Source organism: Bradyrhizobium sp. Ken64 (genome assembly GCF_055807555.1).
Map to the genome: position 1 here is coordinate 56,545 of NZ_JBVVPA010000002.1, position 24,462 is coordinate 81,006.

Here is a 24,462-nt window from a genome sequence, read left to right on the forward strand (position 1 = left end):
ACGCGCAGAACAAGAGGCAAAGCGAGGAGCGATGCCCGCCAACGACGATTTGCAGAAGGCGCAACGCTTCCGCGAGGCGGCGCTGCCCTATCTCGACGACGTCTACACGGTCGCGCGCTATCTGTTGCGTGACGCCTCCGATGCCGAGGACGCGGTGCAGGAGTGCTATCTGCGCGCACTGAAGCATTTCGACAGCTATCGCGGGCCGGCGATGAAGCCCTGGCTGTTCGCGATCCTGCGCAACGTCTGCAATGCCGAATATGCACGGCGCGCACACAGGCACAGCGCGATCGAGGATACGCCCGGCGCTGCCGAGCAGACGCCGATCTGGCAGGAGACCGAGGCCAGCCCCGAAACCGAAGTGCTGCGCAGCCGCGATGCGGGCGCGATCCGCAAGCTGATCGACGCGCTCGCCGAGCCGTTCAAGGAAACATTCGTGCTGCGGGAGATCAACAACCTGTCCTATCGTGAAATCGCCGAGGCCGTCGGTGCACCCGTCGGCACTGTGATGTCCCGCCTCGCCCGCGCCCGCGCCATGCTGCGCGCGGCCTGGACGGCGGATGAGGAGCAAGCAAGATGACCTGCGACGAAGCAAGGATCCTGCTGCACGCGCTGCTCGACAACGAACTCGATGCCGGCCACGCGCGCGAGGTCGAAGCCCATATCGCCAGCTGCCCGGCCTGCGCTGCGGAGTTTTCGGCCCAACGCGACATGCAGCGCGTACTCGCGAACGCCGATTTGCGCTACACCGCACCGGCGAGCCTGCGGGCGCGTATCGAGGCCTCGCTGCCGCAGCCGCAGCGTCAACAGCCGAGCCGCCGCTCCGTGCTGCGCGGCTTTGCGATGGGCTCGGCAGTCTCCGCGCTGGCCGCCTCCGGCGTCGTCGCATTGGTGCTGCGCCAGGACGACCAGCAGCGCATCCTGTCGGAGGTCGTCTCCGCGCATCTGCGCTCGCTCCAGGCCGGCCACCTCATCGACGTGGTCTCGACCGACCAGCACACGGTGAAGCCGTGGTTCAACGGCAAGCTCGACGTCGCCCCGCCCGTGATCGACCTCACTGCACAAGGCTTTACGCTGGTGGGAGGCAGGCTCGATTATATCGACGCGCGCGCCATCGGCGCGGTCGTCTACAAGCGCCGGCAGCATGTGGTCAATCTGTTCGTCTCGCAGACGTCGAACGCGGAGTATCGCGCGCCCAAGACTGAGACCATGCAGGGCTTCAACTGCCGCCGCTGGGGCAATCGCGGCCTGAACTTCTGGGCCGTGAGCGATCTCGGAGCCGACGAGCTCGCTGAGTTCGTCGACAAGTTCGAGGCCGCGATGAAGGGGAATGTGGAGGGGTAGCGGCGCAACATCGCACCACGATGTTGATAGACCGAAGTGCCTCCACTTGGTCGTCCTGGCGAAAGACCCATTGCCACAGGGCAAAGTTATGCACGTGGTACTGGCCCCGAGGTCTATTGATAAATCACGCGGTATGGGTCCTGACTTTCGCCAGGACGACATCGGGGGCTTGGAAGCATTGGAGCGACACGCCGGTCTCGCGCGACGGACCGCGCATTCGGCCTCAGGTTACGCCGACCGCCTCACCGCGTTGTCCACCAGCGTCTTGCCGAGCGACCAGATCGCGCCGGGGACCTTGTGGCTGCCCGCGATGACGTCGTCGAAGGCGCGCTCGATCCAGCCGCAATCTTCCTCGGTGATGGTGAGCGGCGGCAGAAGCTTGATGGTGTGGCTGCCATGGCCGGCGACCTGCGTCAGGATCTTGTGGTCCTTGAACAGCGGCACGGTGATGAGCTGGCAGAACAGGCCCTTGTTGGCCGCCTCCAGCACGTTCCAGGACGCCCGCAGCCGCAACGATTTCGGCGGGCCGAACTCGACGCCGATCATCAGGCCCTTGCCGCGGACTTCCTTCAACAGCTCGTAGCCGGGCACCATGCGCGTGAGCGCGAGGCGCAGCTCGGCACCGCGCTTGGCGGCGGACTCGATCAGCTTCTCGGACTCCATGATGTCGAGCGTGGCGATGCCCGCGGCCATCGCCAGGTCGTTCTTGGAGAAAGTGGAGCCGTGCACGACTGCACGGTCCATCTGGTTGAAGATCTTGTCGAAGATGCTCTTGCGCGTCAGCACCGCGCCGACCGGCACGTGGCCGCCGGACAGCGACTTCGACAGCAGCACCATGTCGGGCTCGACGTTCCAGTGCTCGATCGCGAGGAAGCGGCCGGTGCGGCCCATGCCGGTCTGGATCTCGTCGGCGACGAACAGCGTGCCGTATTTCTTGCAGAGCGCAGCCGCACCCGGCAGGAACTCGTCGGTGGGCATGTTGACGCCCTTGCCCTGGATCGGCTCGACGACGAAGGCCGCCACCTCGCGCGAGGCCAGCGCCTTTTCAAGGGCGGCGAGATCGTTGAACGGGATCGAGGTGCAGCCCGGCAGCAGCGGCTCGAAGCCGGTGCGGAAGTTCGAATCACCGGTGAGCGACAGCGCGCCATAGGTCAGGCCGTGATAGCCGTGGGCACAATAGACGATCCCCGGACGGCCGGTGGCGCCACGGGCGAACTTGATCGCGGCTTCGACGCATTCGGCGCCCGAATTGGCGAAGAACGCCTTGTCGAGATAGGGGACGTACTTCAGGAGCCGCTCGGCGAGCACGCCGGCAAGCACCGAGACGTCGAACTGGACGAGGTTGGGCAGATCGGCATCGAGCACGCTCTTGAGCGCCTCGCGCATGACAGGATGATTGCGCCCGATCGCAAACACGCCAAAACCGGACAAGAGGTCGAGATAGCGCGCCCCGTCACGATCGTAGAGGTACTGTCCCTGCCCCTTCTGGAAGCCGACATCGTAGCCGATGGTCTTCAGAACCCGAACGAACTGCTCGTTCAGATGCCGATTATGCAGGGCGCTGCGCTGGGCCTGGCGGTCCGCGAACAGCTGAGACATGTCTGGATTTGGGCTGTGCATCCGCTACATACTTCGGTTGAGGGCCGTCTCGTCAACTGAAAACGGACCGTTGCCAAAAACGGTCTGTGCGGCCTTTTGCCCTTTTTCGGACCATCTTCGCAAGCAGAGCTTTAGACCATGTTGCACTGCCAAGGAACTATCATGCGTTTAGCCCTTTACACCGGACTAATACTGGCTGGCGGTTACACCTGCCTGACTCCGGCGCTCGCCGCCGATCCGACCGGCGACTGGCGGGTTGCCGACGGCGTCGCCAACATTCGTGTCGCCCAATGCAATGGCAGCATGTGGGGCGCGGTTTCCTGGGAAAAACAGCCCGGCGGCCGCGACGAGAACAATCCGGACGCGTCGAAAAAGACCCGGCCCACGCTGGGCATGGCGACCCTGATCGACATGAAGAAGAAGCCCGGCGCCGATCAGTGGGAAGGTCAGGTCTACAACGCCAAGGACGGCCAGCTCTACAGCGCGACCATCACGCCGGTTGGCACCGACCAGCTCGAGATCAAGGGCTGCGTGATGGGCTTCCTGTGCGGTGGCGAGACCTGGACACGGGTCAGCCCCCCGATTCCCTTGAGCTCCGCCAACGCCATGGCCAAGGGCGCGCCAAAGCCCACCGGCGCGGCGCCGAAAGCCCTGGGAACGACGGGCGCTATGGCGGCGCAGCCTGCGCCCGCAGCCCCGAAGGCCGCCGGCACCGCCAAACCCGGTCAGAAGGGCGCCGCCGACCAGGTCGGCGACATCTGCCTACTCCCTGAGATTGCGGGGTTTGCCCATTAGGGCGGGCTGAAACAGCAGCACAGCGGCGAGCGTCGTCACCAGCGACAGCGCGAGCAGCTTGCCCATGCTGGACGTGCCGGGATGGCTCGACAACCAAAGGCTGCCGAACGCGGTCGCCGTCGTCAGCGCGCTGAAAAAGATCGCGCGCGTCAGGCTGGTCTGGAGCAGGTTTGTCCTGCCCGAGCGCCAAGCCACGACATAGTAGATCTTGAAGGCCACGCCGACGCCGAGCAGCAGCGGGAACGCGACGATATTGGCGAAGTTGAGCGGCAAGCCGATCAGCACGCAGATCTCGAGCGTCACCGCGCCGGCCACCAGCAGCGGCACCAGCGTCATCAGCACATCGACGAACCGGCGCAGCGTGATCCACAGCAACAGGCCGATCACCAGCAGCGCATAGATTCCGGCATGGATGAACGCCTTCACCACGGTGTCGCCGGATTTCAGGATCGAGACCGGACCGCCGATCGCGGTCGGCTCGGCAACGAGTACCGCCGCCGCAAATTTGCGTAGCGTGTCGTTGTCGTTGGGATCGCCCTTCGGCAGCGCCTCGACGCGGATGATGCCGTCCTTGCTCTTCCAGGCGCTGACGAGATCTGCCGGCAATGATTTCAGGGTGACCGGCTCGGCCTGCATCGCGTTCCGGAGCTGGTCGAACACGATCTTCATCGGCGCGACGAACACATCCTGCGCCTTGTTCCGCGTGGCTTCATCGCCATTGGCGAGCTTTTCCAGTGCGTCCGCGAGCCGACGCGAGGCGACCGCACCCGGGCCCTTCGCATCGCCTGCGGTCCGGCGCAGATTGTCGACCGAGGATTTCAGCGCATCGACGTTTTCCTTGTCCGTCGGTGCGGCGTCGATCTGGTCGGGATTGAGCGCGGGGTTCAGCACCTTGGCGCCCTGCGCGAGCAGCTTCAGCTTCGGCGGCTGGTCTTCAGGAACGAAGCTGTTGAGCGACATCACGCGCAACACCTCCGGTACCTTCTCCAGCTTTGCCTCCACCTGCCTTGCCTGCTCTTCCGACGTGGTCATCACGTTGATGGCATTGGCGCCCGTGTTGGGATCCTTGCGCAAATCGAGGAAGGTCGCGATCGACTCCGCCTTCGGGTTGCGCAGGTTCATCGGGTTGAAGTCGAACTTCATGTAGTAGAGCAGCGGCAGGCCGGCGACCGCCAGAAACATCGTGCCACCGACGACCAGCACGCGGTGCTTCTCCAGGAAGTGATCGAGCGGCGCCAGGAAGGCGTAGCCGACCGGCTCCTTCTCGCCGGGCGGGTTCAACAGCTTCAGCATCGCCGGGAGTACCGTGATGCTGGTGACGAACGCGACCAGCATGCCGACGCCGGCGATCTGGCCGAGTTCGGCGATACCCTTGTAGTCGGTGGGGATGAAGCAGAGGAAGCCGGCCGCTGTCGCCATTGCCGCCAGCGACAACGGAATTGCCGAGCGCTTGGCGGCCAGCACCAGCGCCCCCGAAAGGTCGTTATGCTTGTAGCGCTCGGAGCGATAGCGGACGCTGTACTGAATGCCGAAATCGACGCCGAGGCCGACGAACAGCACGGCGAATGCGATCGACAGCAAATTGAGCGAGCCCACCATCATCAGGCCGGCGGCGGTTGTCAGCGCAAGACCGACGAAGAGATTGACGAACACCGCGAAGATGATCTTCGCCGAATGCAGCGCCAGCCACAGGATGAGCAGCACGACGAGGACCGTGCCGATGCCGTTGACGACGGCGCCTTCCTGGACGGTTGCATATTCCTCGTTGGCGATCGGGACCGGTCCGGTCAGCCGGACTCGCGCCTGATACTTGGTGGCAAAATCCAGATCGGCTGCGGCCTTGCGGATCGCATCGGTGGCGCCCTTGCCGGGCTCGAGCGCGTTGTAGTCGAGGATCGGCTTGAACTCGATGAAGGCGCGCTTGTCCGAATCCGTCAGCGGCTGGTCACTGACGAGCTCGCGCCAGGAGAAGGTCGCGTTGCCCTTATTGAGCACGGTCTCGACCGTTTGCGCGATCTGGTTGAAGGGCCGCTCGGTGTTGTCGAGCTTGACCTGCCCGCGCTTGACGCCGGCAAGCCCCGTCTCGAGCGCGCCGGTGAGGCCGCGGATCGAGGGATCGCCCGCCATGATCTCGATCAGGGGCGCCGCGGATTCGAACTGGCCGGTGACCTTGGCGACTTCCTCTGTCGGCAGGAACAACAGACCATTCTTCTCGAAGAACTCGCCGGTGCCGAGCTGCTGCATCGACTGGAAGTCGGTCTTGTTGTCCTTTAGCTTGGCATAGAGCGCGTCCGACGCCGCGGTCGCCATCTCCGGCGTCTTGGCTTCGACCACCGCCGTGATCGTCGCATCGCGGTCGAAGGCGCGATCGAACTGCTGGTCGCGTTGGCGCCAGTCCAGATTTTGGGCAATCAGCGAATTGATGTCGGTGTTGATGGCGAAATGCCGGGACGTGTAATAGCCCGCCCCCACCGCCAGCAGGAGCCCGAGAACGACGACGAGGGAGGCAAACCGGGTGCAGGCCCTGACGATGGCAACGACGACGCTTTGCAGCACTACTTTTCTTTCTGCGGTTAACAGCTTGCCGGAAACGCCCGCTGTTTAACGGAGTTCCCGGCCGAAACCTATTGCTGTTTTGAGTGGTTATCGCCGTCAGAAGGTTCGAGGTAAACGGCGGAAGACCATGGCAAAATCATGCGGGGGCCGTCGGTATAGCCGGGGAGTTGAGGCGGGAAAGTGACGAAGCGCGCGCACAAATGTCGTCACATTTGCTGCCACGGACGACATCTACTATAATACCGCGAAACTGTTCCCGCAGGGAACCAAAGTTCATTCCACCTTTCCTTGCTGCCGATTTTTTGACACAAAGTGCTGCGCCTCCATGCATCGGGCCCCGAAAGGGGTGGGCGGCTACCGCGTGCGCGAAACCGATGGTGCGGATATTGCAACTCATTGGTTCGTATCGGGCTGTCCCCTGAACTTGAGAGCGGATTGGTGCAACTTGCGTGATGGCCGTCCAATGGAAGTTTATCTGGCGCAACCGCGCGGCTTTTGCGCGGGCGTGGTACGTGCGATCGAGATCGTGGAACGGGCGCTGGAGAAGTACGGCCCGCCCGTCTACGTGCGCCATGAGATCGTGCACAACAAGTACGTCGTCGAGAGCCTGAAGAACAAGGGCGCGATCTTCGTCGAGGAACTGTCGGAGGTACCGCCGACGGCCGTGACCGTCTTCAGCGCTCATGGCGTCGCCCGCAGCGTCGAGCAAGAAGCGGCCGCGCGCGATCTTCCGGTGCTCAATGCCACCTGCCCCCTGGTCACGAAAGTTCACAATCAAGGGAAGCGCTACATCGCCAGGGGCCGCACCCTGATCCTGATCGGCCATGCCGGCCACCCCGAGGTCGAGGGTACGATGGGCCAGGTTCCCGCCCCCGTCCTGCTGGTCCAAAGCGTTGAAGAGGTTAAGGCCCTCGAGCTGCCGGCGGATACGCCAGTGGCCTATATCACCCAGACCACCCTGTCGGTGGACGACACCAAGGACATCATTTCGGCCCTCCAGGCCCGCTTTACAGATATTCAAGGCCCGGATATCCGGGATATCTGCTATGCGACACAGAACCGCCAATCTGCGGTAAGGGACTTGAGCAAGCTGGTCGACGTGATCTTGGTGGTGGGCGCTGCCAATAGCTCGAATTCGAACCGGCTCCGCGAAATCGGCACTGAGGCCGGTGTCGCGAGTTATCTGATCGCCGACGGCAGCGCGCTCAATCCCGAGTGGTTGAAAGATGCCAGGACCGTCGGTGTCACGGCTGGCGCTTCGGCGCCCGAGGTACTCGTGGATGACGTGATCGAAGCAATGCGGCGGATCGGACCGGTCAAGGTCTCGGTGCTCCCCGGCCGCGAGGAAAACATCGAATTCCGGCTTCCGGCCCAACTGGCTGCGAGCTGACCCACCCGAATTTCAAGCCCAGAAAGAAACTTGTAATGGCTATCCCCTTCTTCAAGGAAATGCGTATCGGCGGCTATTTGATCAAGCAGAAGCTGCTTGGCCGCAAGCGCTATCCGCTCGTGCTGATGCTGGAGCCGCTGTTCCGCTGCAACCTCGCCTGCGTCGGCTGCGGCAAGATCGATTATCCGGATGCGATCCTCAACCGCCGCATGACCGCGCAGGAGTGCTGGGACGCGGCCGACGAGTGCGGCGCGCCGATGGTCGCCATTCCCGGCGGCGAGCCGCTGATCCACAAGGAGATCGGCGAGATCGTGCGCGGCCTCGTGGCGCGCAAGAAGTTCGTCTCGCTCTGCACAAATGCGCTGCTGCTCGAGAAGAAGCTCGATCTGTTCGAGCCTTCGCCCTACCTGTTCTTCTCCGTGCATCTCGACGGCCTGAAGGAGCACCACGACAAGGCCGTGTCGCAGAAGGGCGTGTTCGACCGTGCCGTCTCCGCGATCAAGGCGGCCAAGGCCCGCGGCTTCACCGTCAACGTCAACGCCACCATCTTCGACGGCCACCCGGCCGAGGAGATCGCCAAGTTCTTGGACCTCACCGTCGAGCTCGGTGTCGGCGTCTCGATGTCGCCCGGCTATGCCTATGAGCGCGCGCCGGACCAGGAGCACTTCCTCAACCGCACCAAGACCAAGAAGCTGTTCCGCGACGTCTTTGCGATGGGCAAGGGCAAGAAGTGGAATTTCATGCATTCCGGCCTGTTCCTCGACTTCCTCGCCGGCAACCAGGAATACGAGTGCACGCCCTGGGGCATGCCCGCGCGCAACATCTTCGGCTGGCAGAAGCCCTGCTATCTGCTCGGTGAAGGCTACGCAAAAACCTTCAAGGAGCTGATGGACACCACCGACTGGGAGACCTACGGCACCGGCAAGTACGAGAAGTGCGCCGACTGCATGGCCCATTGCGGCTACGAGCCGACGGCGGCGACCGCCGCCATCAACAACCCGCTAAAGGCGATGTGGGTGTCGCTGCGCGGCATCAGGACCACGGGTCCGATGGCGCCGGAGATCGACATGAGCAAGCAGCGCCCGGCGCAGTACATCTTCTCGGCGGAAGTGCAGAAGCGCCTGTCGGAGATCCGCAAGGACGAGGCCGAGGCTGCGCAGGAGAAGGCGGCGCGGAAGGCTTCGACCGCCGCGTAAGCGCGATGACCTGTAGCCCGGATGGAGCGCGAGCGAAATCCGGGACGGTCCCTCCGCGTTGAATGTCCCGGATTGCGCCCCGCTCCACTCAGGTTAGGCAGACATCAAACAAAAAGCGCCCGATCGCCAATGGCGACCGGGCCTTTTGTTTTTTTGCTCAGGCGCATTGGGGAAGAGCAAATGTGCAGGCAGTGCTCCTCTCCCTCCGCTTGGGGTCAGTTAGCTCTCTCGCAAAAAAGTGAAAAACAACCCCATGCACAGTAGAAACGCGACTGCTGAACGGCTCAGTGTGCATTCGGCAAGTCATTGCGGGGTCGAACAAATCAGCGGCAACCGGGCAATGGCTGGGATTCTGCAGATTTGCACCGCATTCGAGCCGCGCCCTCATTTTGAGCGCAATCGAAGGCCAGCACCAGCTTCGTATTTTACGAATTTAATTTGACGCGTCGGGCAAAACAGTGGCACTATGCCATCATGGCCCATTCGAAAGCGGCGCCAGCCAGTCGGCGGCGCGCGGAAGCACTACTTTCCCGAAATCCAACCTCCGCGCAAACCGTACGATAGACGAGCGCTTGTCACAGGAATTACCTGTGTCTCACTTAGGGGTGCATTCCAAGGGTGCCCCGCGAGGGCCACTTAATTGGGGCTCATAAGGCTAAACTGTAACCGAACGCCCGCGCTTTCTATGGCGGCTCGCGCCTTCCCGTAGAAGAAGTCGGCCTTATGGCTCAGCGGGAAATTCCCGACCAAGTTTATTACAATACCGCGCCCCTTGGCATCGGGCAACTTTTTGAATACCTCGCCACTTTCGATAAAGCGAAGATACGCGTTGAGCTTGTTCTGAAGAAGGACGAGATGGTCGCCTTCGTTGTCATCCCACGGCAGATGATCGCTGATCGTGAGCCATAGCTCACCGGAAGCCTTGTTGATGGTCGCGAGGTCAATTGTATCGGCCTGATCTACTGACATATTCAGCCCGTAGGATGGGTTGAGCCCTTGCGAAACCCATCTCACTTGTTTGGTGATAACGTTGCGCCATGACCGCATACCGTCGCAACTTCGTTCCGGGTGGGTGCTTCTTCTTTACCGTCAATCTGGCGGAACGGAAGCTATCGTTGCTCACGGATCATGTCGAGCTATTGCGCGCGGCGTTTCGCGAGACGCACCAGCGCCATCCGTTCACGATCGATGCCATCGTGGTGTTGCCTGACCATCTTCACACCGTATGGACGTTTCCTGAAGCTGACGCCGATTTTGCAATGCGCTGACAATTGATCAAGTCCACGTTTTCGCGCGGTCTGGCGCGAAACGAAAGGATCTCCCGAAGCCGTTCGGCCAAAGGTGAGCGGGGCATCTGGCAACGCAGATATTGGGAGCACACCATTCGCGACGAAATCGATTTCGCCCCGCATATCGACTATGTTCATATCAATCCGGTCAAGCACAGGCTCGTCGACCGGGTACGCGACTGGGCGCCGTCCTCGTTTCATCGTCACGAGGAGCTTGGCAACTATCCAGTCGATTGGGCGGGCGATCAGTCGGATGATGGCCGCGATTATGGAGAGCGCTGATCGGGAAGAGATGGGTTTCGCAAGGGCTCAACCCATCCTACGGAGTGACGCTTTGCGAGGCCCGGCCGCTGATGGCGACCAGGCCACGATCAAAAAAAGGCCCGGCGCCAATGGCGACCGGACCTTTTGTTTTTAGTGATCGCAGAACCCGCTCAGGCCGCCTCGGAGACCAGGGCCTCGCTCTCCACGAGCTCGGTGCCGATCAAATAGTCGCGGCAGCCGCGCAGGCTGCGCAGCGCGCGGTTGAAGTCGAGGCCGGTCGAGACCAGTCCATGCAGCGCGGTCGGATTGCGCGCGATGCCGCGCAGCACGGCCAGCACGTCGATCTGACCGTTCGGCTTGATGGCGGCGCGGGCGAGCGCCGGCAGCGCGCGATGGGCGGGATCGCTGATGACGCGGACCGCGGCGAACGGCAAGCCGGCCTCGGCGGCGTAGGCGGCCGCGATGTGGCTTTCCATGTCGACGGCGGCCGCTCCGGTCTCGGAATGCAGCGCCGCCTTGCAGGAGCGCCCGGTGACCACTTCCTCGGCACCGGCGAGGCTGCCGCGCACCACGCGGCGGCGCCCCGACGTCAGGCGGTCGATCAGGTCGTCGCCGAGCGACAGGCCGGCAGCCCAGCGGGTGTCGCCCGCGAGCACCTCGGTCGCCAGCACGACGTCGCCGGAGCGCAGCGTCGGGTCAAGCCCGCCGGCCACGCCGAACGAGATCACACCGCGAATCGTCTCGGGATCCAGCACCGTCAACAGCGCCCGCAACTGGGTCGGGCTGCTCGACGAGCAAATAACCGCCATTCCGGGCCCGGCCGCGATGCGGGCCTCCTGAACCAGTCCAGTCACGATCAATATCGGCCGCGGATCAACGGTTTGACCCGCGGTAACATAGTCCCCCGTCCCCAAAGTCACATTCCGACCCCTACCACCCTGCTGTTGGTGTTCCGCAAGTTCCGATACCGCGCCAACGCCCACAGCGGGAAGAACTTCGGATAACCATGGTACCGTAGATAGAATACACGGGGAAAGCCTGTGGCGGTGTACCGCTGTTCGTCCCACAGTCCTTTTTCGTTCTGTGTTGCAATCAGGTACTCCACCCCGCGGGCGACGGCCGGGTGATCAACCTCGCCTGCCGCCATCAGGGCAAGCAAGGCCCATGCCGTTTGCGAGGCGGTCGAGGGGGCAGCCTCCCAGCCGCGATAGTCCAGCCGGTAGCTGACGGCATCCTCGCCCCAGCCGCCGTCCTTGTTCTGGATCGAGGCCAGCCAGCCGGCGGCTTTCCGGATCATGGGGTCGTCATGGCGGACGCCGGCCATGTTGAGGGCGCACAGCACCGACCAGGTTCCATAGATGAAGTTCATGCCCCAGCGGCCGTACCAGGAGCCTTCGGGATGCTGGGTCTTCCGCAGGTAGGCGATGCCATCGGCGACATGCTTGCTGGTCTTCGCGGTCTCGCCGAGCTGGGACAGCATCGAGATGCAGCGCGCGGTGACGTCCTCGGTCGGCGGGTCGAGCAGCGCGCCATGGTCCGAGAACGGGATGTTGTTCAGATAATATTCGAGGTTGTTGACGTCGAAGGCAGCCCAGCCGCCGTCGTCGCTCTGCATGCCCTCGATCCACTCCCGGGCGCGGTCGATCGCGGCGTCATAGCCGGTCGCGCCGTGCTCCCGGCGCATGCGGTCCATCGACATCACGACCACCGCAGTGTCGTCGAGATCGGGATAATGGGCATTGTTGTACTGGAAGGCCCAGCCGCCCGGGCGCACGTCGGGCCGCTTCACCGCCCAGTCGCCCTTCACCTCGAGCTCCTGCTTCGGGATCAGCCAGTCGAGACCCTGCTTGGCCGCAGGCACCGCCCTGTCACCGCCGGCTTCGAGCAGCGCGTGGGCGGTCAGAGTCGTGTCCCACACCGGCGAGACGCAGGGCTGGCAATAGGCTTCGTCGTCCTTGATCACGAGCAGCTTGTCTATACCCCGGCGCGTGATCGCGCGCGGCGGATAACTCTCATCCTTGCCGAGCGCCTCGTACATCATGACGATGTTGGCCATCGGCGGATAGATCGCCCCCATGCCGTCCTCGCCGTTCAACCGCTCCTCGGTGAAGGCGAGCGCGGCATCGATGGCGCGCTTGCGCAGGCTCTTGGGAAACATCGGCTCGATCACGCGCAAAATGCCGTCGAGCGCACGGAACAGCACGAACCAGGCCATGCTCTGGTGCGGCGCCTTGGCGGTCATGCCGATCGAGCGCGGGTCCTGCAGGAACAGCTCGTCGATGCCGACGCCCTTGGGATTCTTCGCTCGCGGCTTCAGCGCGGCGATGACCATCAGCGGCACCATGGTGGTGCGCGCCCAGTAGGAGATCTTGTTGATGTGGAACGGCGACCAGAACGGCAGCAGCACGATCTCGATCGGCAGCACCGGTACCGCGCGCCAGGTCACGACGCCAAACATCGCAAGCATGAAGCGCGTGAAGACATTGCTGTGAACGGCGCCGCCGCGGGAATGGATCGCCTCGCGCGCACGCACCATGTGCGGCGCGTCGATGGGATCCCCGATCATCTTCAGCGCGAAATATGCCTTCACGCTAGCGCTCATGTCGAACTCGCCGTCGTGCACCAGCGGCCAGCCGCCATGGGCGCCCTGAACGCGGCGAAGATAATTGGCGATCTTGGCTTCGAGCACGGCATCGACCGGCTCGGCGAGATAGTGGCGCAGCAGCACGTATTCGGCCGGAATCGTGCAATCGGCCTCGAGCTCGAACACCCAATGGCCGTCGGATTGCTGGAAGCCGAGGACGCCTTCGGTGGCCGACGCAATGCTCGATTCCAAGTTCCCCAATTCTTGGGCTTCGCGGCTGGTCGCGTTCACGGAATCCATCTCGCTCGATTGCTCCGATAGTCGATTGAATGGGCCGAAATTGACCGGGACAAATGCCCGTCAGGGCCGCCTGTCACTATCCCTTGGCGGCCAGAACCAGATCGGCGGCGCGATCACCGGATCGGACCGATCCCTCGATGGTTGCAGGCAATCCCGTAGCAGTCCAATCGCCTGCAAGAAACAGGTTTTTCAGCGCAGTGACCGGCCCTGGACGCAGGGCATTCTGCGCCGGCGTCGCCGCAAATGTGGCACGACGCTCGCGCACGATCTGCCAGGGCGGCAGCTCGCCGGAAACACCGCCCGCCTTGCAGACGTCGTTCCAGATCGCCTGCGCGAGTTGCTCGCGCGGCATGTCGACCAGACGGTCGCCGTTGCTGATGGTGACGGACAGCCGGTTCGGGAACGCAAACAGCCATTCCACGACGCCGCCGATCACGCCGAGGATCGGAGCCGATCCCGCTGGCGGCTCGACGCGGAAATGCGCATTCACGATGGCGCGGAATTCGGTCGGCGTCTTCAGGCCCGGCAGCAGGTTGGAGGCAGCGCGCGGCGGCACCGCCATCACGACGACGTCGCCCGCACCGATCTGGATCACATCCTCGCCGCCGAAATTCAGCGCGCCGACCTTGCCGTCATGGGTTGCAAACGAGCGCAGCTCATGGCCGAGCTGAACGCTGTGCCCGCGCTCCTGCAGGAACGTCACGGCAGGCTCGATCAGCACCGCGCTGAGCCCGTCGCGCGCGATCAGGGGGCGGCAGGCCTGCCCGCCGGCGAGCAGCGTCTCGCGCACGATCGCGCCGGCAAGCCCCGCCGAGCCTTCGGGGGGATCGACGTTGAGCGCCGCGAGCAGCAGCGGCTGCACCAGGCGCTGATAGAGGACGCCCTCGCAGGGAATGGACTTGCCGACCAGCGTCTCTTCCGACGCCCAGATCAGCGGCGCCAGCTTCAGATAATCGGTCAACCCGGTGTCGGGGACACGCCGGCTCTCGTCGAGCACCCACGTCGGCAGCCGGCCATCGCCGAGATCAATCTGCCAGCGCTGCCCGGTCGTGATATCGACGAAGGGAAACTGCGCGCGCTCCGGACCGACGAGGCCCGCTTCGGTGCCGATCGAGCGCGCATAGGCGCGCGCATGGCTGTTGCCGGACAGCAGCAAATGGTTGCCATTGTCGATGGTGAGGTTGGTGGCGCCGTCGAAATAGGAACGGCAGCGACCGCCGGCCTGCTGCGTCGCCTCATGCACGGCGACCTTGAAGCCGGCATTGGCGAGCCGCACGGCGGCGGAGAGGCCGGAGATTCCAGCACCGATGATGTGAGCTGTTTTTTGCATCAGATGAGAGCGTAACGGAGCAGGATTGCGATACGTGTGACCTTCGACACACGCACCGGCTCGCGCGGCGCGTTGAACCCGCGCGCGATCAGGAGATCCAGAATGGCATGATAGTATTTCGACATCATCCGCGGCGCGCGCACCACGCGGCGCCGGTTGCGATTCATGATCTCGTCCGACTTCTCGAAATACACCTTTGCGCGCTGCGCCAGCGGCAGGCAGACCTTCGGCAGCGCGCGCTCGACGATCACGCGGTCCGGATCGTTGGAGGTGATGCCGGCATGCAGCAGCGCTTCGCGCGGCAGATAGAGCCGGCCGAGGCCCGCGTCCTCGTCGATGTCGCGCAGGATGTTGGTGAGCTGGAGCGCGCGGCCGAGATGATGAGCAAGCTCGATGCCGTCTTCTTCCGGCAGGCCGAAGACCCGGACCGACAGCCGCCCCACGGCACTCGCGACGCGATCGCAATAGAGATCCAGCGTCGCCATGTCGGGCGCGCGGATGTCCTGCGGCACGTCCATCTCCATGCCGTCGACGATCGCGAGGAAATCCTCGCGCTTGAGGCCGAAGGTCTTCACCGAGGCGACGTAGTCCTTCAGCCGCGGTGGCGGATTGCCCTGATAGAGCGCATCGATGTCGTTGCGCCACGCCTGAAGGGCGGCGAGCCGCTCGTCGCGCGGGCCATCGGAGTCGGCGATGTCGTCGACCTGGCGGCAGAAGCTGTAGATCTGGAACATCGCTTCGCGCTGGTCGTGCGGCAGGATGCGCATCGCGGCGTAGAACGAACTGCCGGATGCGGTCGAGCCATAATTGGCGCCGGGCGAGCTCGCCTCAAGCGTCATGTGCAGTCCCCGGTCTGGAAATGGCCTTGCGTCCGACCGCGCGGCGGCCGACTTCGCCAATCATGCCGGCGAGGCTGAAGGTGAGGAGCTCGAGCTTGTTCAGGTGCACGCGCTCGCGCAGGGGATCGCGCACCTTCAACAGGCGCACGATGCGATCTGCATAGGCCTGGATCACCGAGACCTCGACGCCGAGGCGGAAATCCCGGATCTCCGCAGCTAGCGACCTGCCCTCGTCGAGCAGAGCTTCGTTGCGCACGGCGAGAGCCTGAAGGCAGGCCAGCATCGCCGGCGGCGACTGCGCCAGTCCGAGTTGCTCGACCGAGGCGCCGCTCGCGGCCAGCGCATCGCGCGGCAGGTAGACGCGGTTGAGCTCGCGGAAATCCTTGCCGCAATCCTGAAGGTGGTTGTTGATCTGCAGCGCTGCGCAGAGCGCATCCGACGCGGCCCAGGTCGAGGTGCTCTCACCATGGACGTCGAGCATGAAGCGGCCGACCGGCATCGCCGAATAGCGGCAATAGTGGATGACCTCGTCCCAATTCTCGTAGCGCAACTTGGTCACGTCCATCCGGAACGCGATGAGCACGTCGAGCGCGTGGCGCGGCGCCATGCCGCGTTCGGCCAGTGCGTGCCGCAAGCTGACGGCCTCGGCCTGGGTGTCGCCCTTGCCGAGCAATTCCGCCTCGAGCAGGTTGAGATAAGCGAGCTTCTCGTCCGGCGGCAGCGTGGCGTGGTCGGCGATGTCGTCGGCGGTGCGGACGAAATTGTAATACGCCAGGATCAGCGCGCGATGACGCGGATGAATGATCCAGGACGCGACGGGAAAATTCTCGTCGCGCTCACCCTTTCCGGATCGCAATTCGCTCGCAGAGGTCATCGAGGGCTGGTCTACAATCGTTTGGACAGGAAGGGCTTTTTCGCTCGCGCTAGCCCGTGCCGGCGATGCCGCCGCGGCCCCCATATAGGGGAATACGGCCGCAAAACCAATCCTGTCTCTCGATGGCTGCCCTTTGCGGATCAGGTCCGAAAAGACGGCCCCGGGGGCCGCCTTTGGTGGGCCAGTGGCCGAGCTTACTGGTTGTGGTTCTTCAGGACCTGGTCACAGGCCTGCGAAATCTTCGCCCGGTTTTCCTTGAGGCAGGCCAGGATGGTGAAATCGCCCTGATCGATGACCGGACGGCAGAGCTTCTGCACATCGCGCGAGCAGGCCTTCTGCTCGGCGTCCGTGCCGCGCCCTTGCTGGGCGAACGCTGCGGTCGAGAGGGAGGCCGACAGCAAGGTGAGAGCGACGAGAAGCTTACGCATTGTATTCCTTCATTCTGACGGCAGAATCGCACCAATCCCGGACAGCACAGGGCGACGACCGGAGCGGATTGTTCTGATGGGCAAGTCGCCGCGGGAGTAGCGGCCTCGGAGAAGGCACAAGCACTGGCAAATGCGGCCAAATTGGCGCCACGTCCACCAAATCAGGGCTTCCCTGCGCCTTCTCTGGCAAATGTAAGAGATTGATACTACGTCATAATTCAGGCACGCCGCGTTTTGCTGCGCACCTGTTGCAGAGCTGCATCTCTCCGTCCCACCTCGGGCGTCAGAAACATGCCGAAACGCAGAGAATCCGGAGACCAACCATGGCAAGCGCGCTTCGCGATGCCGACGTGTGGGCGGCCGGCCATTGAACCTGACACAGGCTCGGAACACTAAACCTTCGATGTGGCGAGACGTCCTTGGTGACAACCGGACGTCGTTCCAAAACGGGATATTTTGAAGATGAAATTCTTTGGGCGATCTGAACTGGCAATCAAGGCAGCCGGCATCGGCGCTGTGCTGCTCTTCTCGGTGTCGACAAGTCAGGCTCAGGCGTCCGGACCGTTTGCAGGTTTCGAGGGCGCGTGGACCGGGACGGGTACGGTGTCGCTGTCCGACGGCTCCACCGAGCGCATCCGCTGCAAGGCGGACTACAAGGTTGCCGGCACCGGTCTCAGCCTCAAGCAGGCGTTGCACTGCGCGTCCGACAGCTACAAGTTCGACCTCACCAGCGACGTGACCAGTCAGGGCGAGCGCATCTCCGGCAATTGGAGCGAGACCAACCGCAACATCTTCGGCAATTTGCAAGGCACCGCCGGTGGCGGCCAGATCGAGGTGTTCGTCGAGGCCAACGGCTTTGCCGCCAATTTGTCGCTGCGCACCAACGGCACCAAGCAGACGGTGCAGATCTCATCGAAGGGCGAGATTCGCGGCGTCAACATCACGATGACGAAGGGCTGACAGCTCTTACCGCTTCGAAAGCAGCAAGCCCCGGTTCTCGCGAACCGGGGCTTTGTTGTTTTTCGGAGACGCGGCGCAGTCGCCCGGACCGCGCCGATTCGAGTGTCCGATGAATGAAGCCGCTCAGATCGCCGGCTTGTCGGTGCCCTGAAGCTTGCCGTGCAGATTGATCAGCCACATCGCCGTCGGCCGCAGGATGAAGAGATCGGCGACGAGCGCCATCACCATCGAGAAGGCGCTGAGCCAGCCGAACAGCCGTAGCGACGGCAGGTCGGAGAACACCGTGACGACGAGACCGCAGGCCAGCACCAGCGTGGTCAGGATCAATGCCGGGCCGACCAGCACGGTCGCGCGCTCCACCGCGAGCGCCGAGCCGACGCCCGGCTTGCTCTCGAGCCTGAGGCGGTTGAGGAAGTGGATGGTGGCGCTTAAGCCGAGACCAAACGAAACGGTCAGAGCCACGACACTGGCGAATTGCAGTCCCTCACCCATCGCCCACAGCACCGTTCCCGACATCACGACGGGGAAGATGCCCGGCAGGATGCAGGCGAACATCACGACCCAGGAACGGAAGGCCAGGCCGATGAAGATCGCGACCAGCGCGAATTCGACGGTAAGCCCGCGGTTGAGCTTCTCGATCATGCCGGCCGAGTTGCGCGCGGCAATCGCGGCAAGTCCCGTGACCGCCACTTCATAGCCGGGATGCTTCTTGCGGACGGCGTCGAGCTCGGTATCGAGCTTGTCGACGATCGGCAGGAGCTGGCTGGAATCCTTGTCCGGCACGCGACCTGCGACCACGACGGCGTCCTGCTCGGCATCGATGAACCGGCGCACCAGATGCTCCGGAATGACGCTGACATATTCCTTCAGCGTCGCGACGTCGGCGCTCCCGGCCTTGTCCGCGAGCCAGCGGCGCAGGGTCTCGACCGACCAGACATTGCCCACACCGGCTGCCTTCTCCACCGTCGCGTGCACGTCGGCGATGGTCTGCAGCGTCTCCGGCGAATAGAGCGATTCGCCCTTGGGGAACTGGATCAGAACGTTGACCGGATTGGCGCCGGTGAGCTTGGCGTCGAGCCGGTCGCTGGCGGCGACCGCCTGGCGCTTGTCCGGCACCTGGTCGGCGAGCCGGTAGCGCGGCTCCAGATTGGCGTAGATGACACCGAGGCCGGCCACGAACACCACGGCGATCAGGCTGAACAGGCCGGGGCGGCCCACCATGCGCACCGCGATCCAGTAGCAGAAATTACGCAGCGCCTGCACGCCGGCGTCCGCGGTCTGGAACTTGGTCGCAAAGACCTTCTCGTTGCGCACGAGCAGCACGCCGAACACCGGCACCAGCGACAACACCGCGACCAGCGCGATGATGGTGGCGGCGAGACCCGCCTCGCCAAACTTGCGGATCAGATCGGAGTCGGAGAACTGCAGCGCGATGAAGGAAATACCGGCGGTGCCGTGCGTCAGCACGCAGGCCGGTCCGACCACCAGCACCGCGTTCTTGAATGCGGTGAACTTGTCCTGGCCCGCGATCAGCCGGTCGCGCGCGGCGAAGGTGAGCTGCATCGAGTCCGAGAAACTGATCACCATGATGAGCGGCGTCATCACGTTCAGGAACATGTTGAGATTGAAATTGGCCCAGCCGAGCGCGCCGAGCGCCAGCAGGATCGCGATCATCGGCGGGAACGCCGCCGCCACCATGAACGAGATCTTGCGGAAGAAGATGATGGCGATGACACAGCCGGCGAGAATGCCGAGGATGTTGTAGGTGAGCCCGTCGCGCTCGACCGCGTTGCGGATTTCGAGCTGCATCACCGGCACGCCGGAAAGCTGCACGTTGAGGCCGGTCTCGCCGAGGTCTTCCTTCATCAGCGCGCGGATGTCGGCGACGGTCTTGGTCAGCTTGTTGGAGGCGACCACCTCCGGATCGAGCGACAGCACGATCAGCGCCAGCGTGCCGTCCTCGGACAACAGCTTGCCGCGGATGATCTCGTTGGTTTTGACACCCTCGATGAACTTGTCATAAGCCGCGCCCTCGGGCAGCTCGGGCGGGAACAGCGCGGCGGGAAGCTTGCCCGGCGCCGGCGCCTGACGCGCGGAGAACAGCGAGACCAGTCCGCGCGTGCCGTCGATCAGCTGCATGTCGGTGACGAAGTCGCGCAGCTTCTCGAGGTTGTTCCGCGCCAGCAGGGTCTTGCCCTCGACCACGACGAGGACGTCGAATTCCTCGGCCGGGAACTTCTTGGTCACCGCTTCGTACTGGCGGAATTCCGGCGTGTTGGACCGGAACAGCTGCGACAGCGAATCGTCGATCTTGATCCGGTGGATGCCGAACACGGCGCCGACGATCAGCACGAGCAGGACGATGCAGGAGACGATGGGCGCCCGGACTGCGATCAGCCCGATGCGCTCCAGCCCGAAGGCGATCGAGGACGCAGGTCCCTGCTCGACCTTGTCGACATGAACCTCACTCTCGCTGTGCTTTTCGAGCATGCCTTGTCCAGTTCCTAAATCGGCTCGGGTCTGTGAGCTTGTCGCGCCCCGCGAACGGCTTGAAAATGCCATACCAATAGGAGGCTTGCCCTTTGAAAATGCGCAGAAAATCGCCGCGAGGGGTTTAGCAGGTCAATCACCCTTCTCGCAAGCAGGCGGAGTGTGGCCGAATCGATCAAGATGTGGCGATTTTGCCTCAATGCCCTTCATTCGGGCAAAGCCGTGCCAATTCGACGCGGCGCGCGGTCCGCGCTCTCGTCCTTCAGCGCCACACCGGTCACTTCCCGCGCGAGCCCCTCGCGGACCAGCCAGGCGATCTTGAAGGCAGCCTCGTCATAGCTCAACCCGGCCTTGTGGATGTTCGACACGCAATTGCGCTCGGCATCGGTGCGATCAGGCTTCGGGGCGAAAGTCAGATAGGCGCCGAGACTGTCGGGCGCCGACAGGCCCGGCCGCTCGCCGATCAGCATCACGACCATGCGCGCGCCGAGAATGGTGCCGATCTCGTCGCCGAGCGCGACGCGCGCGCCTGAGGCGACGACGACATGGCCGATCGCGACACCATCGTCGGCTGCAAGCAACGGCAGCAGGCGCATCACCAGCGCGGCCGCATGGGCGTGGACCGCCGCCGCCGACAGCCCATCGCCAATCACGACCGCGAGTTGGCACGGCTCCGAGGCGCACCGCGTCAAGGCCTCGGCTGATCCTGCATCGAGCCGTCTGCCCAGATCGGGCCGCCGCAGATAGTCCCCGCGGTCGACCGCCCGGCTGTTCGCCTCGGTGACGACGAGGCCAAGCGCGCGGAGATCTGCGACCAGCCGCGGCGCATCGAAGACGGCATGCACAGCATCGCGGGCGCGGGCATGGTCCAGCGTGAAATCGAGCAGTGCCCGCGTCGGCAGGCTCGCGCCGCTGCGCCCGAGCGCGACGCGCGCGGGCGTAAGCGACCGCAGATCGAGGGTCGGACGACGCGGGATGGCCGGATCAGACATGTTGTGTCATTCGGCGGGGACGGAGGCCTCGCGTAGCCGGATCGAATAGTTCGAGGCGTTCTGCTGGCCGGTCGAGGCCGCCCGCGCAAAAGTGATGAGATGGTGCGCGATCAGCGTGCAGCCGATCAGGCCTTCGAGATCGCCGCGCTTGATGCGGCCCAGCGCGAATTTCCAGAACACGCGCTTGTAGTCGCCGAGCACGCCGACCTTCCAGAAGATGTTTCGCAGCATGACGAGGCCACGCCTGATGTTGGGCCAGGTCTTCATCTCGTCCGGCGTCGGCATCTTCAGCCGGTGCACGTAAACGTGGTCGCATTGATACTGGAAGCGCGCGTAGACCTTCTCGGGCTCGTAGGCGACGGCCATGGCGTGCTTCCAGGACGCGACGACGTCGTCGTAGGGCAGCAGGAAGTTGACATTGGAATCGCGCCCGTCGTCCTCGACCAGGCGTCCCTCGCGCTCCAGACGGTCCCACAGCGGCGTCTTCGGCAGCGCCTGAAGCAGGTTGATCGTGAGCAGCGGAATCCGGGAGTCCTCGACAAAGGCGAGCAGCGCCTCCGAAGTATTCGGCTTGTCGGTGTCGAGCCCCATGATGATGCCGGACACGACCTCCATGCCGTAGGAGTTGATGGTTTGCACGCCCTCGAGGATCGGGACCATCATGTTATGGTCCTTGTGCATCGCCTTCAGCGCATCAGGGTCGGGCGTCTCGATGCCGCAGAAGATCGTGATGAAATAGGCCTCGCGCATCTTCTCGAGGATTTCCGGCCGCTTGGCGATGTTGAGCGTCGCCTCGCAGGCGAGCCGCACCACGTAACCGGTCCTCTTCTGCCATTCGATCAGATGCGGCAGGAGGTCCAGCGCCGCCTTGCGGTTACCGATGAAATTGTCGTCGACGAAATAGACCGTGTCGGTCATGCCGCATTCGCGCAGTCGGTCGAGTTCGGCGATGATCTGCTCCGGCGACTTGATGCGCGGATTGCGGCCGTAGAGGCCGGGGATGTCGCAAAACTCGCACTGATACGGACAGCCGCTGGAATACTGGATGCTGCCGAGGAAGTACTTCTTGACGTCGGCGAGCTCGTAGGCCGGGATCGGAAACTCCGTCATCGGCACGCGATCCTTGGTGGTCAGAACCACCTGGGTCTCGGGGCGCGAGATGTCGCGCGACAGTATTTCGAGCAGCTGATTGGTCGCGTCGCCGAGCTCGCCGACATGGAGATAGTCGAAGGACGGATAGTAGTCCGGGCAGGCGCTGACGGAGGGACCGCCGAGCGCGACCGGCAGGTCGAACTCATGGGCGCGGCGGCAGATGTCGTTCATCTGCTGGCGCTGGATGTGCATGCCGCTGACGAAGACCGCCTCCGCCCATTCGAACTCCTCCTTCGTCGTGCGGCGAAGGTTCTCGTCGACGAATTTGACCTGCCACTCCTCGGGCAGATAGGCCGCGAGCAGCAAAAGTCCCTGCGGCGGCATGAAGGCGCGGACGCCATCGGTCAGGGGGTAAGAATGCTCGAACGTCCCGAACGACGATGTGTATCGCGGAAACACGCAGAGAATCCGCCGGGACGTCCCGTTACTTTCAGCTCGCATCAAAGCTCCCCCGCCACGCTCGACTTAGCCGCGGAAATTGCCAGACAGACACATAGCGTAATGCTGCCGCCGGAATTTCTCAATATTGTGGCATGAGCCTAATTCCCGGAGGGACCAATGGTTTCCTCGGGCCGCCGGGTGCTTCCGCCGCGTCACGCGATCAGCCGTGACGCAAAATCGGGCAGCTGGCCTGCATCGCCGGCAAGCCGGAAATCGGCGCCCGCAATGCCGGACCGCACCAGCCAGTCGTCGAACTCCGGCGCACGACGCAGTCCGAAGACGTCGCGGACATAGAGTGCGTCGTGAAAAGACGTGGACTGATAGTTCAGCATGACGTCATCGGCGCCGGGGACACCCATGATGAAGGTGACGCCGGCGGCAGCGAGCAGCGTCAGCAGATTGTCCATGTCGTCCTGGTCCGCCTCGGCGTGGTTGGTGTAGCAGATGTCGATCCCGAGCGGCAGGCCGAGCAGCTTGCCGCAAAAGTGATCCTCCAGCCCGGCCCGGATGATTTCCTTGCCGTCGTAGAGATATTCCGGGCCGATGAAGCCGACCACGCTGTTGACCAGGAGGGGCGCAAAGGCGCGGGCGACGGCGTAGGCGCGGGCCTCGCAGGTCTGCTGGTCGACGCCGTGATGGGCATTGGCCGAAAGCGCCGAGCCCTGCCCGGTCTCGAAATACATCACGTTCTGCCCAACCGTACCGCGCCTCTGCGACAACCCGGCCTCGTGCGCCTCCTTGAGAAGCGCGAGGTCGATGCCAAAACCGCGGTTGGCAGCCTCAGTGCCGGCGACCGACTGGAAGACGAGGTCGACCGGCACGCCCTGCCCGATCAGCGACAGCGTCGTGGTGACATGGGTCAGCACGCAGGCCTGGGTCGGGATCTTCAGCCGCGCGATGACCTCGTCGAGCAGCCGCAGCAATTGGCCGATCACGGCCGGGTCGTCGCTCGCCGGGTTGATTCCGATGCAGGCATCGCCGGCGCCGAGCAGGATGCCGTCGAGGATGGAGGCGGTGATGCCCCTGGCGTCGTCGAAGGGATGGTTGGGCTGGAGCCGGGTGCTCATCCGGCCCTTCAGGCCGATGGTGTTGCGGAAAGCGGTGGTGACCTCGCATTTCCGCGCCGCCAGGATCAGATCCTGGTTGCGCATCAGCTTCGAGACCGCGGCGGCCATCTCCGGGGTGATGCCGCGGGCCAGCTTGCGCAAGATTTCGGGCGTCGCGGCATCCGACAGCAGCCAGTCGCGAAATGCACCGACCGTCAGCGAAGCCACCGGCGCGAAGGCCTTGGCGTCGTGGCTGTCGATGACGAGGCGGGTGACCTCGTCGGTCTCATAGGGGATGACGGCTTCCTGCAAGAACTGCCCGAGCGGGACGTCGGCCAGCGCCATCCGCGCCGCGATCATCTGTTCGGCACTGGCGGCGGCGATCCCGGCCAACCGGTCGCCGGAGCGCGGCGGCGTCGCCTTGGCGAGCAGGTCGCGCAGATCCGGAAATGCGTAGGTCGTGGCGTCGATGGTGTGGCGGTAGACCAAGGGTTTCTCCGGGGTTCGTCGGCCAGAGGCCGACTCCAGCGCGATCCCAAGACTATACCTTCAGATCAAGACGCTGAAATATCTCCCTTTCTTTCGACCGCTGC

19 protein-coding genes and 1 pseudogene are annotated in these 24,462 nt (G+C 63.9%); 7 read left to right on the forward strand and 13 right to left on the reverse strand.

The window, feature by feature from the left end; genetic code table 11:
• Positions 1-31 precede the first annotated feature (31 nt).
• Positions 32-580 carry a sigma-70 family RNA polymerase sigma factor gene (locus AC0L2F_RS03500; RefSeq protein ID WP_473247500.1) on the forward strand — a complete coding sequence of 183 codons (549 nt, stop codon included), beginning with the start codon at positions 32-34 and terminating at the stop codon, positions 578-580.
• Positions 577-1,344, forward strand: a complete 768-nt coding sequence (locus AC0L2F_RS03505) for an anti-sigma factor family protein (RefSeq protein WP_473247501.1) — start codon at positions 577-579, stop codon at positions 1,342-1,344. Before AC0L2F_RS03500 ends, AC0L2F_RS03505 begins: the two co-directional genes overlap by 4 nt.
• 228 nt (positions 1,345-1,572) lie before the next feature.
• On the opposite strand, the gene hpnO is transcribed toward AC0L2F_RS03505, so the two are convergent.
• Positions 1,573-2,964, reverse strand: a complete 1,392-nt coding sequence (gene hpnO / locus AC0L2F_RS03510) for an aminobacteriohopanetriol synthase HpnO (protein ID WP_473247502.1) — start codon at positions 2,962-2,964, stop codon at positions 1,573-1,575.
• A 141-nt stretch (positions 2,965-3,105) separates the two neighbouring features.
• Here hpnO and AC0L2F_RS03515 point away from each other — a divergent pair, with 141 nt between their 5' ends.
• Positions 3,106-3,738, forward strand: a complete 633-nt coding sequence (locus AC0L2F_RS03515) for a DUF2147 domain-containing protein (RefSeq protein ID WP_063993111.1) — start codon at positions 3,106-3,108, stop codon at positions 3,736-3,738.
• Here the strand turns inward: AC0L2F_RS03515 and hpnN are convergent.
• Entirely contained in the window at positions 3,706-6,294 is a 2,589-nt protein-coding gene (hpnN, locus tag AC0L2F_RS03520; protein WP_473247503.1) for a hopanoid transporter HpnN, read from the reverse strand. The two genes, AC0L2F_RS03515 and hpnN, sit on opposite strands and share 33 nt — an antisense overlap.
• A 463-nt stretch (positions 6,295-6,757) precedes the next feature.
• Between hpnN and ispH the strand changes: the two genes are divergently transcribed.
• Positions 6,758-7,684 carry a 4-hydroxy-3-methylbut-2-enyl diphosphate reductase gene (gene ispH, locus AC0L2F_RS03525; RefSeq protein ID WP_473247504.1) on the forward strand — a complete coding sequence of 309 codons (927 nt, stop codon included), beginning with the start codon at positions 6,758-6,760 and terminating at the stop codon, positions 7,682-7,684.
• A gap of 35 nt (positions 7,685-7,719) precedes the next feature.
• Positions 7,720-8,880 carry an adenosyl-hopene transferase HpnH gene (gene hpnH, locus AC0L2F_RS03530; protein ID WP_007608088.1) on the forward strand — a complete coding sequence of 387 codons (1,161 nt, stop codon included), beginning with the start codon at positions 7,720-7,722 and terminating at the stop codon, positions 8,878-8,880.
• A 636-nt stretch (positions 8,881-9,516) separates the two neighbouring features.
• Here hpnH and AC0L2F_RS03535 read toward each other — a convergent pair.
• Positions 9,517-9,849 (reverse strand): DUF6572 domain-containing protein, encoded by a 333-nt coding sequence (locus tag AC0L2F_RS03535; RefSeq protein WP_473247505.1) that lies wholly within the window; start codon positions 9,847-9,849, stop codon positions 9,517-9,519.
• A gap of 68 nt (positions 9,850-9,917) precedes the next feature.
• Between AC0L2F_RS03535 and AC0L2F_RS03540 the strand changes: the two are divergent.
• Positions 9,918-10,451, forward strand: a pseudogene (locus tag AC0L2F_RS03540) (REP-associated tyrosine transposase).
• 152 nt (positions 10,452-10,603) lie between these two features.
• Here the strand turns inward: AC0L2F_RS03540 and AC0L2F_RS03545 are convergent.
• The 6 genes from AC0L2F_RS03545 to AC0L2F_RS03570 all read right to left on the reverse strand — a co-directional run bounded on the left by AC0L2F_RS03545 (position 10,604) and on the right by AC0L2F_RS03570 (position 16,788).
• Entirely contained in the window at positions 10,604-11,353 is a 750-nt protein-coding gene (locus AC0L2F_RS03545; protein ID WP_007608085.1) for a phosphorylase, read from the reverse strand.
• The gene (gene shc / locus AC0L2F_RS03550; protein WP_007608083.1) at positions 11,350-13,317 is read right to left on the reverse strand and encodes a squalene--hopene cyclase; all 1,968 of its coding nucleotides are present in this window, start codon (positions 13,315-13,317) and stop codon (positions 11,350-11,352) included. The genes AC0L2F_RS03545 and shc overlap by 4 nt, the downstream gene beginning before the upstream one ends.
• Positions 13,318-13,393: 76 nt before the next feature.
• Positions 13,394-14,647: a hydroxysqualene dehydroxylase HpnE gene (hpnE, locus tag AC0L2F_RS03555; protein ID WP_473247507.1), complete on the reverse strand. Its 1,254-nt coding sequence runs from the start codon at positions 14,645-14,647 to the stop codon at positions 13,394-13,396.
• Positions 14,647-15,486, reverse strand: coding sequence for a presqualene diphosphate synthase HpnD (gene hpnD, locus AC0L2F_RS03560; protein WP_063993116.1), 840 nt, complete (start codon positions 15,484-15,486; stop codon positions 14,647-14,649). Before hpnD ends, hpnE begins: the two co-directional genes overlap by 1 nt.
• Positions 15,476-16,360: a squalene synthase HpnC gene (gene hpnC / locus AC0L2F_RS03565; RefSeq protein WP_063993117.1), complete on the reverse strand. Its 885-nt coding sequence runs from the start codon at positions 16,358-16,360 to the stop codon at positions 15,476-15,478. Before hpnC ends, hpnD begins: the two co-directional genes overlap by 11 nt.
• 194 nt (positions 16,361-16,554) lie before the next feature.
• On the reverse strand, positions 16,555-16,788 hold the full coding sequence (locus AC0L2F_RS03570) for a hypothetical protein (protein WP_007593627.1): 234 nt from the start codon (positions 16,786-16,788) through the stop codon (positions 16,555-16,557).
• A gap of 462 nt (positions 16,789-17,250) precedes the next feature.
• On the opposite strand from AC0L2F_RS03570, the gene AC0L2F_RS03575 reads away from it, so the two are divergent.
• Positions 17,251-17,748 carry a hypothetical protein gene (locus AC0L2F_RS03575; RefSeq protein WP_007608075.1) on the forward strand — a complete coding sequence of 166 codons (498 nt, stop codon included), beginning with the start codon at positions 17,251-17,253 and terminating at the stop codon, positions 17,746-17,748.
• A 123-nt stretch (positions 17,749-17,871) separates the two neighbouring features.
• Here the strand turns inward: AC0L2F_RS03575 and AC0L2F_RS03580 are convergent, their stop codons facing one another.
• From AC0L2F_RS03580 to AC0L2F_RS03595, 4 genes are all read right to left on the reverse strand, one after another.
• Positions 17,872-20,238: an efflux RND transporter permease subunit gene (locus tag AC0L2F_RS03580; RefSeq protein ID WP_473247508.1), complete on the reverse strand. Its 2,367-nt coding sequence runs from the start codon at positions 20,236-20,238 to the stop codon at positions 17,872-17,874.
• Between the two features lie 206 nt (positions 20,239-20,444).
• Positions 20,445-21,230, reverse strand: coding sequence for an ethanolamine ammonia-lyase subunit EutC (eutC, locus tag AC0L2F_RS03585; RefSeq protein WP_473247509.1), 786 nt, complete (start codon positions 21,228-21,230; stop codon positions 20,445-20,447).
• A gap of 6 nt (positions 21,231-21,236) precedes the next feature.
• The gene (locus AC0L2F_RS03590; protein ID WP_063996594.1) at positions 21,237-22,823 is read right to left on the reverse strand and encodes a B12-binding domain-containing radical SAM protein; all 1,587 of its coding nucleotides are present in this window, start codon (positions 22,821-22,823) and stop codon (positions 21,237-21,239) included.
• Between the two features lie 152 nt (positions 22,824-22,975).
• Positions 22,976-24,358, reverse strand: a complete 1,383-nt coding sequence (locus AC0L2F_RS03595; RefSeq protein ID WP_473247510.1) for an ethanolamine ammonia-lyase subunit EutB — start codon at positions 24,356-24,358, stop codon at positions 22,976-22,978.
• Positions 24,359-24,462 lie beyond the last annotated feature (104 nt).